A 17,033-nucleotide genomic window follows, 5' to 3' on the forward strand; every position below is an offset into this window, starting at 1 on the left:
CGTCAGCCGCGCGGGTAGCGCTCCAGCCAGACCCGGGCCGAGTCGCCCGGCCCGTGCAGCGCGGGGCCCTGCGTCATCTCCATCGCGAAGTCGTCGGCCAGCTCCAGGATGGCGGCGCGGCCCTCCAGCTCGGCCAGCCAGGCGGGCGGCAGCGCCGTCTCGCCGTGGAGCGCGCCCAGCAGGTTGCCGCAGATGGAGCCCGTGGAGTCGGAGTCCCCGCCGTGGTTGACGGCCAGCAGCAGCCCGTGCCGCATGTCCTCGGCGACGAGCGCGCAGTACACGCCGATCGCCAGCGCCTCCTCCGCCGTCCAGCCCTCGCCCAGCGACTCGACCCGCTCCGGGCTCGGCATGCCCTGCCGCACGGCGCCGAGCGCCCGGCGCAGCGCGTCGGTCGTCTCCTCGTGCCCGGGCCGGGTCGCCAGCTGCGCCAGCGCCTTCTGCACGGCCGCGTCCAGCGAGTCGCCGCGCACCAGCGCGTGCACGATCGCCGCGAACGCCCCGGCGGCGAGCATGCCGGTGGGGTGGCCGTGCGTCTGGGCGGCACACTCGATGCCCAGCTGGAAGACGAGCTGCGGCTCCCAGCCGACGAGCAGCCCGAACGGCGCCGACCGCATCACCGTGCCGCAGCCCTTGGAGTCCGGGTTCTTCGGCCGCTCGACCGTGCCCATCACGGCATCGGCCAGGCCCGTCAGGCAGGCGCGGCCGGGAGAGCGCTGCGCGTAGAGCCACTCCTGCCTGGCCAGCCAGCCGTCGCCCGCGCGCCGCTCGTCAGGACCCCACTCGCGCTGAGTGGTGTACCAGCGGCGGTAGGCCTGGTGCACGTCGGTCGGCGGATGCCACGCCCCGGTGTCGCGGCGGACGTGCGCCCGTATCAGGCCGTCCACGGTGAACAGCGTCATCTGCGTGTCGTCCGTGACGGCGCCGCGCCTGCCGTACGCCGGGGCGTAGTCGGTGAGCCCCTCGGGGCCGTGCTGCTCGCGTATCTCGGACAGCGACTGGAACTCCACGGGGGCGCCCAGCGCGTCGCCGATGGCGCCGCCGAGCAGGCAGCCGCGCACCCGGGACCGGAAGTCCTGCTGCTCCGCGCGCCCCCACAGGGCGCCGCCCACCGGCGACGTCATCCCCGCACCTCCGCCAGCGGCAGCAGACCGGGCAGGTGGCCGTCGGCGGCCAGGGCGGTGCGCTCCCGCTCCTCGGGCACGTGCCCGTAGTCGGTCGTCCGCAGCCGCGAGGGGCGGCCCGCGGCGTCGGCGATGGCCCGCAGGTCGGCGACGGAACGGTAAGAGCCGTAGGTGGAGCCGGCCATGCGGGAGATGGTCTCCTCCATCAGCGTGCCTCCCAGATCGTTGGCGCCGGAGCGGAGCATCTCGGCGGCTCCCTCCGTGCCGAGCTTGACCCAGCTCGTCTGGATGTGGGGGATGTGGGGGTGGAGCAGGAGGCGGGCCATGGCGGTGACGGCCCGGTTGTCGCGGTGGCTCGGTCCCGGCCGGGCGATCCCGGCGAGGTAGACCGGCGCGTTGGTGTGGACGAACGGCAGGGTGACGAACTCGGTGAACCCCGCAACGCCCTTCTCCTTGTTGGCCCGCTGGATGCGGGCGAGCGTGCGCAGGTGGGCCACCCAGTGGCGGGGCTCGTCCACGTGCCCGTACATCATCGTCGACGAGGAGCGGATGCCTAGCTCGTGCGCGGTGGTGATGACCTCTTCCCAGGTGCTGGCCGGCAGCTTGCCCTTGGTGAGGATCCAGCGCACCTCGTCGTCGAGGATCTCGGCGGCGGTGCCGGGAATGGTGTCGAGACCGGCCTCGCGCGCGGCGGTCAGCCACTCGCGGACCGGCATGCCGGTGCGCGCGGCGCCGTTGACGATCTCCATCGGGGAGAACGCGTGGACGTGCATCCCGGGGACCCGCTCCTTGACGGCGCGGACGATGTCGAAGTAGGCGGTGCCGGGCAGGTCCGGGTGGATGCCGCCCTGCATGCACACCTCGACGGCGCCGGCCTGCCACGCCTGCGCGGCGCGGTCGGCGACCTGCTCCAGCGAGAGGGTGTAGGCGTCGGCATCGGTGCGGCGCTGCGCGAAGGCGCAGAAACGGCAGCCGGTGTAGCAGACGTTGGTGAAGTTGATGTTCCGCGTGACGATGAACGTGACCTCGTCGCCCACGACGTCGCGCCGCAGGTCGTCGGCGATGCGGCACAGCGCGTCGAGCGCGGGCCCGTCGGCGGTCATCAGGGCCAGCGCCTGGTCGTCGGTCAGCCGCGTCGGGTCGTCGGCGGCGACGCTCAGCGCCTCACGGACCTCGGTGTCCAGCCGGGTCACGCCGGAACCGGCCTGCGCGGCGGCCAGTTCGCGCAGCGCGTCCCAGTCGCCGTAGACCTCGTCGAAGTCGTCGCGCCGGTCGGCGGTGCGGCCCTCGGTGTCGATAGTGCGGTGCAGGTCGGTCCTGCCGGTGCCGGCGCCGGTGGCGGTGAGCGGCTGGTCCGGCTCCTGCCAGGGCAGGCCGCGCGGCATGGCGCCGGCGCGCGCCAGGCCGGTGTCCGGGTCCGCGAGCGCCGTGACGTGCGGCCGCAGCCGGGGGTCGAGCCACGGCTCGCCGCGCCGCAGGAACTCCGGGTAGATGGTGAGCCGTTCGGCGAGGGTGAACCCGGCGGCGGCGGTGTGCGCGGCGAGGCGGTCGATGTGCGGCCAGGGCCGCTCGGGGTTGACGTGGTCGGGCGTGAGCGGGGATACGCCGCCCCAGTCGTCGATGCCGGCGGCGATCAGGCGGGCGACGTCGCCGCGTTCGTCGTCCAGCAGGTTCGGCGGGGCCTGGATGCGGGCGGACGGGCCGAGGATGATCCGGGCGACCGCGATGGTGGCGGCCAGCTCGTCCATCCCGGCGTCGGGCGCCGCGCGCATGGCCGTGCCGGGCTTGGCGCGGAAGTTCTGGATGATGACTTCCTGGATGCCGTGGTAGAGGCGGCTGACGCGGCGCAGCGCCAGCAGCGACTCGGCGCGCTCGGTGCAGTTCTCGCCGATGCCGACGAGGATGCCGGTGGTGAACGGCACGTTGGAGCGGCCCGCGTCCTCCAGCACGCGCAGGCGGACGGCGGGCTCCTTGTCGGGCGAGCCGTGGTGCGGCCCGCCGGGCTCGGACCACAGGCGGGTCGCGGTGGTCTCCAGCATCATGCCCATGGACGGCGCGACCGGCTTGAGCCGCTGGAGGTCGGTCCACGTCAGCACGCCGGGGTTGAGGTGCGGCAGCAGCCCGGTCTCCTCCAGGACCCGGATCGCCATGGCCCGCACGTAGTCCAGCGTGGAGGCGTAACCGGCGGCTTCCAGCCACTCGCGGGCCTCGGGCCAGCGGTCCTCGGGTTTGTCACCGAGGGTGAACAGGGCCTCCTTGCAGCCCATGCCGGCGCCCTGCCGGGCGATGGCGAGCACCTCGTCCGGGGAGAGGAACATGCCGTGGCCATCGCGCCGGAGCTTGCCCGGCACGGTCACGAACGTGCAGTAGTGGCACCGGTCCCGGCAGAGGCGGGTCAGCGGAATGAACACCTTCTTCGAATACGTGATCACTCCGGGCCGCCCGGCCTCCGCCAGCCCGGCGTCGCGCACCCGCGCCGCCGTGGCCGCCAGCTGCCGCAGGTCCTCGCCGCGCGCCTGAAGCAGCACCGCGGCCTCGGCGGCGTCCAGGGCGACCCCGTCGCGGGCCCGGCGCAGCGCGCGCCGCATGGCGTTGGCTGGCGGACCGTCCGTCGCAGAAGTCATGCCCCGAGCATAAGAGCGACCCCTCACGCCGGGATATGGGACGAGTCGGGCACGCCGACCGGCGTGTACTGGCCGCTCGGCGCGGTTTTCCCCGCCCCGGCACCCGACCATGTGACGGTGGTCACATCGCAGCCGCCGATGCCGGGGACACACAAGGGAAGGAGCCGCGATGGCGAGCGGAGAGGGGACAGGGGCCATGAGCAGGCGCGACGCGCTGCGCCACGGCACCGCAGCGGGAAGCGGCGCGACGGCAGTCACGCTGGCACCCGTCGCGTTCGCCGCCGAGGCCGGCGCACCCGGCGGCGGGGACGGCCGCACCCGGACCCGCACGGTGCGCGGCCGCCTGGAGGCCGGCGCACCGGACTACCTGTACCTCCCGGTGCGGGTGCCGCGCGGGGTGCGGCGCGTGGACGTCGCCTACACGTACGACCGGCCCGGCGTCCCCGCGGGCACGCCGGGGAACGCGCTGGACATCGGCCTGTTCGACGAGCGCGGCACCGGCGAGCCGGGGGACGGCTTCCGGGGCTGGTCGGGCGGGGCACGCAGCTCGTTCTTTGTCAGCGCCGAGGAGGCCACGCCCGGATACCTGCCGGGGCCCGTCAACCCGGGCACGTGGCACGTCGTCCTCGGCCCGTACACGATCGCCCCTCAGGGCATGGAGTACGAGGTCACCCTCACCCTCACCTACGGGCGCCCCGGCCGCACTCCCGCGCCGGTGTACCCGCCCGAGCGCGTCGCGGGCAGAGGGCGCGCCTGGTACCGGGGCGACTGCCACCTGCACACCGTGCACTCCGACGGGCTGTGCACCCCGGCCGAGGTCGCGGCGGCCGCGCGGGCGGCCGGCCTGGACTTCCTGGCGTCCACGGACCACAACACCACGTCGGCGCACGGCGCGTGGCAGGGCCTGTGGGGCGACGGCCTGCTGGTCCTGTGCGGCGAGGAGGTCACCACCCGCAACGGCCACTACCTGGCGCTGGGCACCGACCCGGGGACGTTCATCGACTGGCGGTACCGCGCCCGCGACGGCGCGTTCGCCCGGTACGCCCGCCGCATCCGCCGCGCGGGCGGCCTGGTGGTGCCCGCCCATCCGCACTGCCCGTTCGTGGGCTGCCAGTGGAAGGCGGGTTTCGAGGAGGCCGACGCCGTCGAGCTGTGGAACGGCCCGTGGACGGCGGATGACGAACTGTCGCTGGCCACCTGGGACGCCGCGCTCAGCGGCACGGGGCGGTGGCTGCCGGCCATGGGCAACAGCGACGCCCACCGGGAGCCGCAGGTCGTGGGCCTGCCCCAGACCGTGGTGCTGGCGGACGACCTCAGCCGTCCCGCGATTCTGGCGGGCCTGGCGGCGGGCCGCAGCTACCTCGCCGAGTCCTCGGCTGTCGCGGTGTCACTGACCGTCAGCGACGAGCGGGGGGCGCACGCCACCATCGGCGAGCGGCTGCACACGGACCCCGGCGCGCGGGTGACGGTGCGCTGCCACGTGACGGGGGCTCCGGAGAACGGTACGGTGCGGCTGCTCACCGATCAGGGTGAACTGCGCGTGGAGCCCGTGCCCAGCGGGGGCGCGGCACAGGTTGAGTGGGACACGACGGCCTCGCTCGCCTCCTACGTGCGCGCGGAGATCCGGCACGCGCCGGCGGACGGCGGCGCGTCCGGACTACCGGGCGCTATGGCAGCGATGACCAATCCGGTCTTCCTTGGGAGGGACGCGAGCCGATAGGCTGTAACGCTTTCGCCACGGGCTCCCACGGGCTCATCCCCATACCCTGGGCGGGGGCACACTGGCCGGAACCCGTCACGTGGTTACCCGCGCGACGGCCGCCGTGCGGGCAGGAAGCGTCGGAAGCGGTACGGACAGAGGACGCCATGGACGTTGGTGAGGGGACCAGGGGGATTCGTGCGCCAGCCTTGTACTTCGCCGTGCTGGGTCCCGTGCGCACCCTGTGCGGGGGGAATCCGCTGCCGTCCGGATCGCCTCAGCAACGCGCGTTGCTCGCAGCCCTGTTGCTGCGGCGGGGCCGCATGGCCACGGCGCAGGAACTGGTCGACACGCTGTGGGGTGAGGACCCGCCGCAGCAGGCCATCGCGGCCCTGCGCACGTACGCGTCGCGGCTGCGCCGCGAACTGCGCGCCGCGGGGCGGGGCGAGGTACTCGTCGGCGAGGCCGGCGGGTACGCACTCCGGCTCGACAAGGACGACGACATCGACGCCGAGAAGGCCGCGCGCCTGGCAGCCGACGCCGAGAACGCCGTCGCCGCCGGCGACCTGACGCTCGCTCATCACCTGTACGGCGAAGCGCTCGATTTGTGGGAGGGCGACGAGGCGCTCGCCGGCGTCCCGGGTCCCGGCGCGGACCTGCACCGCGAGCGGCTGGGCGAGATGCGCCTGACGCTGCTCGAGCAGCGGCTGGACATCGGGCTGCAGGCCGGCATGCACGCCGACTCCGTGTCGGAGCTCACCGCCCTGACGACGGCTCACCCGCTGCGGGAACGACTGAGGGAGCTGCTGATGCTGGCGCTGTACCGCTGCGGGAGGCAGGCTGAGGCGCTTGCCGTGTACGCCGACGCGCGTCGCATCCTGATCGACGAGCTGGGTGTCGAGCCGCGCCCGGAGCTGAGCGAGCTTCAGCAGCGGATCCTCAACGCCGATCCGTCGCTGAACGTGGTGCCCGGCGCGGCGGCACGCGCGGCCCAGGCCCCGCCGCAGATCCGCCCGGCCCAGCTCCCGGCCGCGGTCGCGGACTTCACCGGGCGCGCGTCGTTCGTGGCGGAGCTCGGCAGGGAACTGGCCTCAGCGGGCGGGCGCGTCATGGCTGTCTCGGCGGTGGCGGGCATCGGTGGTGTGGGGAAGACGACGCTGGCGGTGCAGGTGGCGCATGCCGCGCGGGAGCACTTCCCCGACGGGCAGCTCTACGTCGATCTCCAGGGCGCCGGCCCGGCCCCGGCCGACCCTGAAGCCGTCCTCGGCTCCTTCCTGCGCGCCCTGGGCACCCCCGACGACGCCATACCCGAAGGCGTCGAAGAACGGGCGGGGCTGTACCGGTCGCTGCTCGACGGCCGCCGCGTCCTCACCCTCCTGGACAACGCCCGCGACGCCGCCCAGGTCCGCCCCCTCCTGCCCGGCACCTCCGGCTGCGCCACCCTCATCACCAGCCGCCACCGCATGGTCGACCTCGCCGGAGCCCACCTGGTCGACCTCGACGTGATGAGCCCCGAAGAAGCCCTCACCCTCTTCACCCGCATCGTCGGCGAAGAACGCGTCCACGCCGAAAGCGACGCCGCCATGGACGTCGTCGCCGCCTGCGGCTTCCTCCCCCTGGCCATCCGCATCGCCGCCTCACGCCTGGCCTCCCGCCGCACCTGGACCGTCTCCACCCTCGCCCGCAAACTCTCCGACGAACGCCGCCGCCTGGACGAACTCCAGGCAGGCGACCAAGCCGTCAAAGCCACCTTCGAACTCGGCTACAGCCAGCTCACCCCCACCCAAGCCCGCGCCTTCCGCCTCCTCGGCCTGGCCGAAGGCCCCGACATCTCCCTCCACGCCGCAGCCGCCCTCCTCGACCAAGACCCCGACACCACCGAAGACATCCTCGAATCCCTCGTCGACGCCTCACTCGTCGAATCCGCCGCCCCCCACCGCTACCGCCTCCACGACCTCGTCCGCCTCTTCGCCCGCGACTGCGCCGAACGAGACGAGCAGCCCCCGCAGGTGCGCAAAGCCGCGAAAGTTCGGCTTCTTGACTTCTACCTCGCGACAGCCGCCTCCGTATACGCGCTGCAGCGCCCAGGAGACCGACTGGTGGACCACCTGGAACCGACATTCCAGGAAGGGCTTTCCTTCGAAGATGCAGATTCGGCCGTCGACTGGCTCTTTACGGAAGCTGACTGTCTGCTGTCCTGCGTGCAGCAGGCAACGGATGCGGAGACACTCCGAAAGTCAGCGGATGTCTTGCTGGTGAGCAGGGACCTGTCCGAGTCTGGTGCCTTCTCGCGGCAGTATGAGCGTGCATGTGAACGGGTACTCGAAGTCGCGCACAAGGCCGAGGACGCCCACGCCGAAGGTCGTGTGCGCGTCGCGCTAGCCCAAGCCGAGCACATGGCGGATCGGCTCGAATCCTCTGACGAGCACGGCAGGCGTGCCATCATCCTTGGCATCGCAGCCGATGATCTTGTTGCCCGGGCTCACGCCGCCAACAATTGCGGCATCATCGCCCTGTACCAGAACCGCCATGAAGATGCCAATGCCCACCTCATGAATGCCCTGGAGGCTTTCAGGGAAGACTTCGACCATCCGGGCGAGGCCAGCGCATTGAGCTGCTTGTCACGCGTCGCTCTGCAAATGGGCAGAACAGAGAAAGCCGTGCAGCTCGCCCAACAGAGCCTCGAAATTCTCCGCAGGATGGGGTCACGCCTGCGGCTCGCGAATGGTCAATACACACTCGGCATTGCTCTCGCCGAAGATAAGCAGTACACCGCAGCTGTTCACGAGTTCCAGTCAGCTCTGCGCAGTTTCCGCTCGAATAGGCAACGCGTCTGGGAAGGACTCACACTTTTCCGTCTGGCTGAGACCCACCTCGCCATGGGCGAACATACCGAAGCGGCAACACTTGCAGAGCAAGCCCTGGCACAGTTGCGTGAGAACAGCGGTCCAATCTGGCGCGCAAGTGCCCTCACTGTCCTCGGGCGTGGTCTGGATGCGATAGGCCACAGCGGACGCGCTCGGGCCTGCTGGGAACAGGCACTGACCCTCTTCGAGGACGAGGGAAGCCCTGAGGCCGCTGAGGTCAGGAACCTCTTGGCGTCAAGCATCGTCTGACGCTTCAGCCGCTTGCACCAGCCACATTTATCGCTTGTTTATCGCCGCCTGACAGGCTCCAGCCACCATGGTCGCTGCATGACAGCACCGAGGACTGGTTGCCCGCAGCACGGGGGTGTCCCACGGCGGCCAGCCCACAACTCAAAGCGCATGGGGGTTAACCTTGAGTGAAGTCACGACCTGCGAGAACAAGACCTCGGAAGCCACCGGGGACAACCAGCCGGGCGATAAGTCCACGCCCGTGAAGCCGCTGGACTCGTATCCCAAGGACGAGCCGCCCGTCAAGCCCTCGGATTCTTACCCGAAGGACGAGCCGATAGTTAAGCCGCTGGACTCGTATCCCAAGGGTGAACCCGTCGGTGACAACCAGTAAGCGCTAGCGAGCAGGTCCGGCTGCGCGATGCCCCATCGCCGCAGCCGGTTCTTGCTGCCGCCCCTGCGGGCATCACTGTTAAGACAGGCCGCTCCCGATACGCACGGCAGAACACACACCATGGAGGCCTCATGACTCGTCTACTACGCATAGTCGCGCTCTGCGCCGCAGCAACAGCGCTCCTCATAGGAACCGGGAGTACGGCGTCCGCGGCAGCTACTCCCCTCGACAACTACCCAAAGGATGCCAACCATCAGGTGACCTCATAGGACGGCGGCTCGCCCGCTGACGCGGTGCCTCCCGCATCCAGTGCCTGCCGGCGTTTATCGCTCGTTTATGGCCTCCTGCCATGCTCATGAACGTACCGACCGGATGCAGGGGTGCGCGGTCGGTCTTCCAAGGGGAGATGGGCCTGTTCGGCGGTTGCGGGGGAACCGCCGAACAGGCCCGAGGGACGGGGGTCCCGGCTCGGGCGGCGCGGAGGGGACGCGGCCCGAGCTGACGCCCCCGGAGACGACCTCCAGTGGAACGCCAGCCCGGACCTTTGGCGCATGTCGGCGGCCATGCGCCCGCACTGCCCCACAGAGCGAGCAGCACGCCTCCCCCCCTTCCACGGCGATCGCACGCCGTATCGTGGTCATGGCCAAGGTGTGATCACGACTCTGGCAGCCACCGCTTAACACCCGCTGATGTCACTGCTGTCAATGCCGCGAGTGCGACGTGACGTCGTGGCGGTATGGCTGCCGCCCGGGGTCAAGGGAGGGTGTCATGGCGGCGGAGTTCGAGTACCGCCTTCTGGGGCAGGTTGGGATCTGGCGGGGAGACGAACCGCTCGCGACGCTCACGACACAGCAGCGCACAATCCTCGCCGCCCTGCTGTTAGAGCCGGGGCAGGACGTGTCCATGGACCGCTTTGTCCCCATGCTGTGGACAGGGGAGCCGCCGCGCTCCGCACGCAACGTCATCCAGGTCGCGGTCTCAAGGTTACGGAAGGCGCTGCCCCGCGAAGCTCAGGACACACTGCGTACCACGGCGTCCGGCTACCGCTTCACCGGCGATCCGCAGCGCGTCGACCTGCACCGCTTCCGGTCCTTAACGGAGCGGGCCGCGCGGACGAGCGGAGAAGAGGCAAGCACCCTCTACCGGGAGGCGATCGGTCTCTGGCACGGCCCCGCCTTGGCGGGCACGGCCCCCACGGAGCTCTGCGGCAGCCTGGCCAGCAAACGGTGGTGTGGGGAAGACGACGCTGGCGGTGCAGGTGGCGCATGCCGCGCGGGAGCACTTCCCCGACGGGCAGCTCTACGTCGATCTCCAGGGCGCCGGCCCGGCCCCGGCCGACCCTGAAGCCGTCCTCGGCTCCTTCCTGCGCGCCCTGGGCACCCCCGACGACGCCATACCCGAAGGCGTCGAAGAACGGGCGGGGCTGTACCGGTCGCTGCTCGACGGCCGCCGCGTCCTCACCCTCCTGGACAACGCCCGCGACGCCGCCCAGGTCCGCCCCCTCCTGCCCGGCACCTCCGGCTGCGCCACCCTCATCACCAGCCGCCACCGCATGGTCGACCTCGCCGGAGCCCACCTGGTCGACCTCGACGTGATGAGCCCCGAAGAAGCCCTCACCCTCTTCACCCGCATCGTCGGCGAAGAACGCGTCCACGCCGAAAGCGACGCCGCCATGGACGTCGTCGCCGCCTGCGGCTTCCTCCCCCTGGCCATCCGCATCGCCGCCTCACGCCTGGCCTCCCGCCGCACCTGGACCGTCTCCACCCTCGCCCGCAAACTCTCCGACGAACGCCGCCGCCTGGACGAACTCCAGGCAGGCGACCAAGCCGTCAAAGCCACCTTCGAACTCGGCTACAGCCAGCTCACCCCCACCCAAGCCCGCGCCTTCCGCCTCCTCGGCCTGGCCGAAGGCCCCGACATCTCCCTCCACGCCGCAGCCGCCCTCCTCGACCAAGACCCCGACACCACCGAAGACATCCTCGAATCCCTCGTCGACGCCTCACTCGTCGAATCCGCCGCCCCCCACCGCTACCGCCTCCACGACCTCGTCCGCCTCTTCGCCCGCGACTGCGCCGAACGAGAAGAGGACGATGAGTCCCGCCACGCGGGCGTGACGCGCATGCTCGACTTCTACCTGGCGACCACGCGCAGGGTGTACGCGCTACAGCGCCCAGGAGACAAACTCGTGGAGCACGTCCATGAGCCGGAGACTTCGGGGCTCGACTTCATGGCACGCTCGGAGGCCGTCGACTGGCTTCTCGCGGAGGGTGCCACACTATTGCAGTCCCTCCGAACGGTGACCGATGAACAGCACCTGTCCTTAGCCGCCGACATCGTCATGCTGTCCCGAGACCTCACGGAGTCGGGAGAGTACTCAGCGCCCTTCGCCGAAGTATGCAATGCCCTGCTCAACAGGTGCGTCACCGTCAATCACAGGTACGCACAGGGGCGGATACGCATCGCTAAGGCTCAGGCGGATTACTTGGCAGGGCGGCTGGAATCCTGCTACGCCAACGCACAGCAAGCTATGTGTCTGCCAGGGGCGGTCACCGACCCGGTCATCGCGGCGCACGGCGCGAACCTTGCAGGCCTATCGGCCCTTCACTGGGGATTGCACGCGACAGCAGAAGAGTACTTGACCAGGTCACTGCACGCTTACCGAGACGACTCCAATGCCTCGGGCGAGGCAAGTATCCTCGCCTGTCTTTCACAGCTCAGCCTGGAAACGCACCGCACAAAGGCCGGCGTCCGCCTTGCCCAGGAATGTTGCGACATATTGCAGCTGGTTGGATCGTCTTTGCGCCTCGCCAGTGGCCAGTACGCCCTGGCACGTGCCCTCATCGCGGACGGCCAGTACAGCGCTGCCGTGACCTTGCTCGTCGAGACGCTCGGACGGTTCCGGGCCCACCGTCAGCGCCTGTGGGAGGGTATGACCCTCTTTCGGCTCGCGGAGGCACATATGGCCCTCGAACATCCTCGGGAAGCCGTGGAGCTCGCGGAACGGGCGCTGGATTACGTGCGCAATGTCGCCGGTCCCTGGCGCCGGGCGCAGATCCTCAAGCTGCTGGGGCTCGCTTTGGCCGCCACTGGCGAGCACGACCGCGCCCGCGCCTCCTGGCAGCAGGCGCTTGTCATGTTCGAGGGACACAGCGAAGCCGAGGCAGAGGAGATCAGGACTCTGCTCGCCAACGCACAGACCGGGCAATCCTGCTGACCACCCGCCTATCCAGAACCCACCACTCCGTTTATTGGCTGTTTAGCGCGGGGTGCCAGGCTTCTGCTCGTACCGGCCGCGGCTGGGGGGCAGCGGCCGGTAGTGCAAGGGGGTGGAGAGGGTCTGTCCGGTGACAGCGGGGGTGTCCCGGGCAGGCCCAGCCCGGTCGGGGGGACCGGTGGGGGGATGAGCCGGTTCGGACGGCGTGGAGGGGAGGCTGTCCGGACCGGCTTCGTGCTGCCTGGGCGCGGGTTCGTCAGCGATCCTGACGTGGTCACCGCCCGCCCTCGGGCGGGCGTGACGGTGCCCTGTTCAGGTCTGGCACCCGCTGCTGCGGGAGACCCGGCAGCAAGGCAGCGGGCCGCGGCCGGAGGGCGCGCCCCCCGGCGGTCTGGTCACCGCCGGGGGCGCGGCGCGGGCCCGCGGTCGCCTCAGCCAGGGCGGCTGCCGGGCCGGCTGGCGCGGCGGTAGCGGTGCGGGGGCATCGGCAGGTTCTCCTTTCCTGGGAGCGGTCGCCTGCGCGTTGTTCAGAGGCGGCGCAGGCCGACGAGGAGGGTGGCGGAGAGCAGGACCAGCAGACCGGCCAGGGTGGCGGTCAGGCCGAAGGAGCCCGCGCACCAGCCAATGAACACCGGTCCGAGCAGCATGCCGGTGTAGGTCAGGGTGCCGACCTTGGCCAGCGCGTCGGCCGCGCTGTGCTCCCCCTCGCCGTGTCCGGCGGCACCGAGGGTGATCGGAACCAGCACGGCCATGCCCAGTCCCAGCAGGGAGAAGCCCGCGATGGCCGCTGCGGGGCTGGGGCTGAGGACGACGGCCGTCAGTCCCGTGACGGCCACGGCAGCCGACGCGCCGGTGAGGCGGCGGGTGCCGAGCCGCTCCTGGAGGCCGTCGCCGACCAGGCGGACCCCGGCCTCGAAGGCGCTGAAGCCGAGGTAGCCCAGCGAGGCCGTGGCCAGGGAGGCGCCGAGGTCCTCGTGGAGGTAGATGCCGCCCCAGTTGCCGACCACGCCGCCGGTGATGAGAACGACGGTGCCGGTCAGGCCGAGCAGCAGCAGCCGGGGCGTCCAGCCGGTCCGCCAGCCGGTGGCGCGCGGCCGCTGGTCCGCCTCGCGGTCGGCGGCGGCGGGCAGGAGGTGGCGGCCCGCGGCCAGGGCCAGCGGCATCTGCGCGGCGGCGATGAGCGTCAGGTGGGCGGCCCGGGACAGTTCCGCATGGTGGGCGGCGGCGCCGAGGCCGGAGCCGAGGGCCGCGCCGATGGACCAGGCGGCGTGACAGCTGTTCATCACCCGCCGCTGCAAGGCTCGTTCCACGGCGACGGCGTGGGCGTTGATGGAGATGTCCATCAGGCCGTCCACGGCGCCGAAGACGACGAGGACCACGGCGAACGTGACCCGGTCGCCGCAGACCGCGAAGCCGAGCAGCGACAGCGGCAGCCCCAGCATCGTCAGGCGGACGAGTGTCGCGCTGCCCTGACGGGCGACGAGCCGGCCGGCCCACTGCATGGCGACGACGCCGGAGAGCACCGGCAGCACCAGGAACGCGCCCAGCTCCCCTTCGGTCAGGCCGAGGTCGCTCTTCAGCGAGGGAATCTGGACGAAGTAGCTGGAGAAGACCAGCCCCAGGATGAGAAACGGTACGGGAGCGGCCCAGCGGGCGCGGGCAGCGCGGGCGTCAGGCCGCTCGGCGGCCTTTTGGCCAGGCAGAGTGGATATACCCACGAAGTGTGACGTCCTTCGATGTCAGAGAGGTGGAGAAGGGCTGCGGAGTACGTCCGTGTGTCCTCATCTCGGCCTCCTGTCCATCGGGTGTCTGACACCAGGGAAGCGGACCGGCGGGGCGCGGGCAACCGTTTTTTCCGGCCGCCGGGCCGCCGGCGGGGTCACAGCGTCAGCAGCATGGTGTCCGAGCCGCCGTTGCGGCCGGAGGTGGTGAAGACCCCGCCTCGGTGTGCAGGACCGCGGCGTGGTTGCCGTCCTCGACGCCGAGGCTGGCGCGCAGCAGGGCGCGGCCGGTGCCCCCGGCGCCGGCAGGCGGGAAGGACGGCGAGGGTCAGCTCGCTCACGCGGCTTCGCTGACCAGCTCGCGCAGCAGCAGGTAGGCGGCGGGCACGAAACGGTCGCCGGGCGAGGCGGTGGTCGCGGCCAGGGCGGCGAGCGCGACGCCCGCTTCCGGGCAGAACCCGGCGAAGACGGTGTGGCCGCGGGTGGCGCCGCAGTGGAAATACGTCTCGCGCCCGGCGACGTCCCGGATGTTCCAGACCAGGGCGAGCCGGTCGCCGCCGCGGCGGGCGAGGCGGGGCCGCAGCGTCTCGCGGAGCGCGCGGGCCAGCGGCGGCGGCGCGGCGCCGGGGTCGAGGTGGCAGCGCAGGTAGCGCAGCAGGTCGGCGGCGGTGGTGTGGACGCCGCCCGCGGCGGTGAGGCCGTGGCGGGTCATGGGCGGCACGGGGCGGCCGCGGCGGCTGCCGGTGACCAGGCCGGGCGGTGGCTTGGCGGTGGCGGGCGCAGTGGGGACGGCGGTGGTGCGGGCCAGGCCGAGCGGGTTGCTGATCCGCTCGGCCAGCAGGGCGGGGTAGCCCTCGGGGTGGCTCTGGCCGGCTGCCCTGGTCAGCAGGTAGCCGAGGAGGCCGACGCCGAAGTTGGAGTACCGCACGCGCCGCCCGGGGGCGGGGCGGGCGCGGGCGGTGGCGCGGAGCAGGTGTTCCTCGGTGTAGTCGGCGTAAGGCGTGGTCCACCAGTGCGGCGCGGCCACGGGGTAGAGGTTCGGCGGCAGGCGCGGCAGGCCGGAGGTGTGCGTGGCCAGGTGCAGCAGGCGCACGGCTGCCGCGCCGGGGCCGCGGGGGCGGACGCCGGCCGGCAGGTAGCGGGCGGCGGGGTCGTGCGCGCTGGCCTCGCCGCGGTCGGCGGCGGCGGCGAGCAGCAGCGCGGTGAACGTCTTGCTGACCGAGCCGGCTTCGAAGACGGCGTGGGCCGGACCCGCCACCGCCTCGCGGCCGCTGCCGTCGACGGCCGCCGCGGCGACGGCGGTGGCGCGGGGCGCGGCCGCCGCCAGGCCGTCGAGGCGGCGGGCCAGGTCTCCGGTGGCCGGCGGTCCGGCGGGACCGGTCACGGTGCGCCGGCGCCGCCGAGCGCGCGGGACAGCGCGATGGTTCCGGCCGCCGCGGCGACCACCGTGGGGTGGTGGTGGTCGTCGAAGAGTTCCTGCGGGTCGTCGGCGAGCGGCTGGCCGTCGCGCGGCAGCATGCCGTCGGGCAGCTGGGCGGCGGCCAGGTCCTGCCACAGGGCGCGGCCGCAGGCGGGGCGGGTCAGACAGGCGTCGACAGCGAGGAGTTCGCCCAGCAGGTCCCACTGCTCGACCTCGCGCCACACCTCGGCCCAGACCGGCAGCCAGGCGCGCAGGTAGTCCTCGAGGTCCGCGGGCAGCTCGCGGCGGGCGCCCCAGTCGGTGACGTGGAAGACGGTGTGGGTGACGTGGTAGGCGGTCATCCAGTCGATGGCCCACGGCTCGGGCGTGGCGCCCAGCCAGGTCGCGGCGATCAGCGTCTCCCAGTCGGCGGGCGGACCGGTCCCGGCAACCCGGGCGGCGTTGGCGACGGCCAGGCGCCGGTTGGGGACGATTTCGGCAACCCGGGCGGCGCGCAGCCGGTGCAGGTGGTCGCAGAGCTGGCGCAGTCCGGCGTGTTCGTATCCGGCGCGGGCGAAGTGGGCGTAGGTCTCCAGCGGGTCCGACATCAAGGGGTGGCGCAGCTGCCGCTCGTAGAGGAGGTCGCCCTGGTGGAACTCGTCCCAGGCGTGGTCCAGCAGCGTGCGCGCGGCCTCGGCCTCGCGCGGGCCCGCGACGCCCTCGCGCAGGGCGAGCGAGGCGGCGAGCGCGGTCTCGCCCAGCGGTTTGTAGGCGGAGTCGGGCTCGGCGTCCTGCGGGGACCAGGTGTCGGGGAGGCCGCCGTAGGTGCGGTTCTCGGCGAGCCACGCCAGGGCGGAGCGCGCCATGTCGTGGCCGATCGCGGCGATGGTGTCGGTGCGGCTCACGGGCGGTCACCCGCCAGCAGCCGCTTGCCGATGCGGGCGTCGAGCACGGTGCGGGCCTCGACGCCGCCGACGAGCAGCAGGTGGTCCAGCAGCGGCGCGGGGTCCAGTGGCGCCTCGCCGGGCGGCAGTCCCCCGGCGCGGAGGAACGCCAGCCAGCGGGCCAGCCGGGCGGCGAGCGGGTAGTCGCGGCGCATCGCCGCCCAGCAGGCGCCGCGCGCCAGGACCATGGCGTGGCGGCGGGCGGCCTGGTGGACCGGGCCGTCGAGGCCGGGCAGGGCCAGGGCGGCGAGCTGGGAGAGGGCGACGGACCACTCGCGCCAGTCGGGTCCGCCGGGCTGGTCGGGGTCTGACGCGGGTTCGGGCACGGTCCACTCGGGGCGGGGCGCGCGGCCCGGGGGGTGCTGCTGGCGGGCGACCGCCTCGGCGGTGGCCCAGTCGTGCCAGGCGAGCACCTCGCCGTTCCCGGCGAGGGGGAAGCAGCGTGCCGCCTCCGCCATCACGTCGGTGTCCGCTGCCGCCGGCGGCGTTCCCGCCAGGAGCGCAGGAGCCAGCGCATCAGCGCCCAGAACGCGAACAGCGCCCAGCGCCGCGACCTTGTCCTCAGAAATCTCCACAAAGGGCGCCACCACATGCGCCGTGCCCCTTACGTCGGCCAGTGCTTCCGTCACCCGTCCGGCCAGCGCCGTGACCGCCGCCGCGACGTCCTGCCGCACGCTTTCGGTGCTGCTGCCCATCCGCCCTCTCTCCTCGGCCTCTCCTCGGCTTCCCGGCTCCGGGCACATCCGTCACGGACAGGAGCGCGCGAGCGGCCCGCCGCCCCCCGGCCCTGGTGGCGGGGTCCGGCGTCGCCGCACGCGCGGT

11 protein-coding genes are annotated in these 17,033 nt (G+C 72.3%); 5 read left to right on the top strand and 6 right to left on the bottom strand.

What is annotated here, in order from left to right; all coding sequences use genetic code 11:
* Positions 1 to 2: 2 nt before the first annotated feature.
* Together JK356_RS12425 and JK356_RS12430 are read right to left on the bottom strand one after the other, a co-directional pair.
* On the bottom strand, positions 3 to 1,121 hold the full coding sequence (locus JK356_RS12425; protein ID WP_201867740.1) for an ADP-ribosylglycohydrolase family protein: 1,119 nt from the start codon (positions 1,119 to 1,121) through the stop codon (positions 3 to 5).
* Entirely contained in the window at positions 1,118 to 3,745 is a 2,628-nt protein-coding gene (locus JK356_RS12430; RefSeq protein ID WP_201867741.1) for a bifunctional FO biosynthesis protein CofGH, read from the bottom strand. The genes JK356_RS12425 and JK356_RS12430 overlap by 4 nt, the downstream gene beginning before the upstream one ends.
* Before the next feature lie 196 nt (positions 3,746 to 3,941).
* Here JK356_RS12430 and JK356_RS12435 point away from each other — a divergent pair, with 196 nt between their 5' ends.
* The 5 genes from JK356_RS12435 to JK356_RS22215 all read left to right on the top strand — a co-directional run bounded on the left by JK356_RS12435 (position 3,942) and on the right by JK356_RS22215 (position 12,147).
* Positions 3,942 to 5,465 (top strand): CehA/McbA family metallohydrolase, encoded by a 1,524-nt coding sequence (locus JK356_RS12435; RefSeq protein ID WP_201867875.1) that lies wholly within the window; start codon positions 3,942 to 3,944, stop codon positions 5,463 to 5,465.
* 146 nt (positions 5,466 to 5,611) lie between these two features.
* Entirely contained in the window at positions 5,612 to 8,560 is a 2,949-nt protein-coding gene (locus JK356_RS12440) for a BTAD domain-containing putative transcriptional regulator (protein ID WP_201867742.1), read from the top strand.
* 163 nt (positions 8,561 to 8,723) lie between these two features.
* On the top strand, positions 8,724 to 8,933 hold the full coding sequence (locus JK356_RS12445; RefSeq protein WP_201867743.1) for a hypothetical protein: 210 nt from the start codon (positions 8,724 to 8,726) through the stop codon (positions 8,931 to 8,933).
* 768 nt (positions 8,934 to 9,701) lie between these two features.
* On the top strand, positions 9,702 to 10,277 hold the full coding sequence (locus tag JK356_RS21845; RefSeq protein WP_236671216.1) for a winged helix-turn-helix domain-containing protein: 576 nt from the start codon (positions 9,702 to 9,704) through the stop codon (positions 10,275 to 10,277).
* Complete coding sequence (locus tag JK356_RS22215) at positions 10,165 to 12,147, top strand: NB-ARC domain-containing protein (protein ID WP_307815546.1); 1,983 nt, start codon at positions 10,165 to 10,167, stop codon at positions 12,145 to 12,147. The genes JK356_RS21845 and JK356_RS22215 overlap by 113 nt, the downstream gene beginning before the upstream one ends.
* 527 nt (positions 12,148 to 12,674) lie before the next feature.
* Here the strand turns inward: JK356_RS22215 and JK356_RS12455 are convergent.
* The 4 genes from JK356_RS12455 to JK356_RS12470 all read right to left on the bottom strand — a co-directional run bounded on the left by JK356_RS12455 (position 12,675) and on the right by JK356_RS12470 (position 16,906).
* Complete coding sequence (locus JK356_RS12455; RefSeq protein ID WP_201867744.1) at positions 12,675 to 13,865, bottom strand: MFS transporter; 1,191 nt, start codon at positions 13,863 to 13,865, stop codon at positions 12,675 to 12,677.
* A gap of 340 nt (positions 13,866 to 14,205) precedes the next feature.
* Positions 14,206 to 15,252 (bottom strand): serine hydrolase domain-containing protein, encoded by a 1,047-nt coding sequence (locus JK356_RS12460; protein WP_307815547.1) that lies wholly within the window; start codon positions 15,250 to 15,252, stop codon positions 14,206 to 14,208.
* Positions 15,249 to 16,172 (bottom strand): hypothetical protein, encoded by a 924-nt coding sequence (locus JK356_RS12465; protein ID WP_374100645.1) that lies wholly within the window; start codon positions 16,170 to 16,172, stop codon positions 15,249 to 15,251. Before JK356_RS12465 ends, JK356_RS12460 begins: the two co-directional genes overlap by 4 nt.
* Entirely contained in the window at positions 16,169 to 16,906 is a 738-nt protein-coding gene (locus tag JK356_RS12470; RefSeq protein WP_201867745.1) for a hypothetical protein, read from the bottom strand. The genes JK356_RS12465 and JK356_RS12470 overlap by 4 nt, the downstream gene beginning before the upstream one ends.
* Positions 16,907 to 17,033 lie beyond the last annotated feature (127 nt).

Source organism: Streptomyces sp. 7-21, assembly GCF_016741785.1.
Classification (GTDB): domain Bacteria; phylum Actinomycetota; class Actinomycetes; order Streptomycetales; family Streptomycetaceae; genus Streptomyces.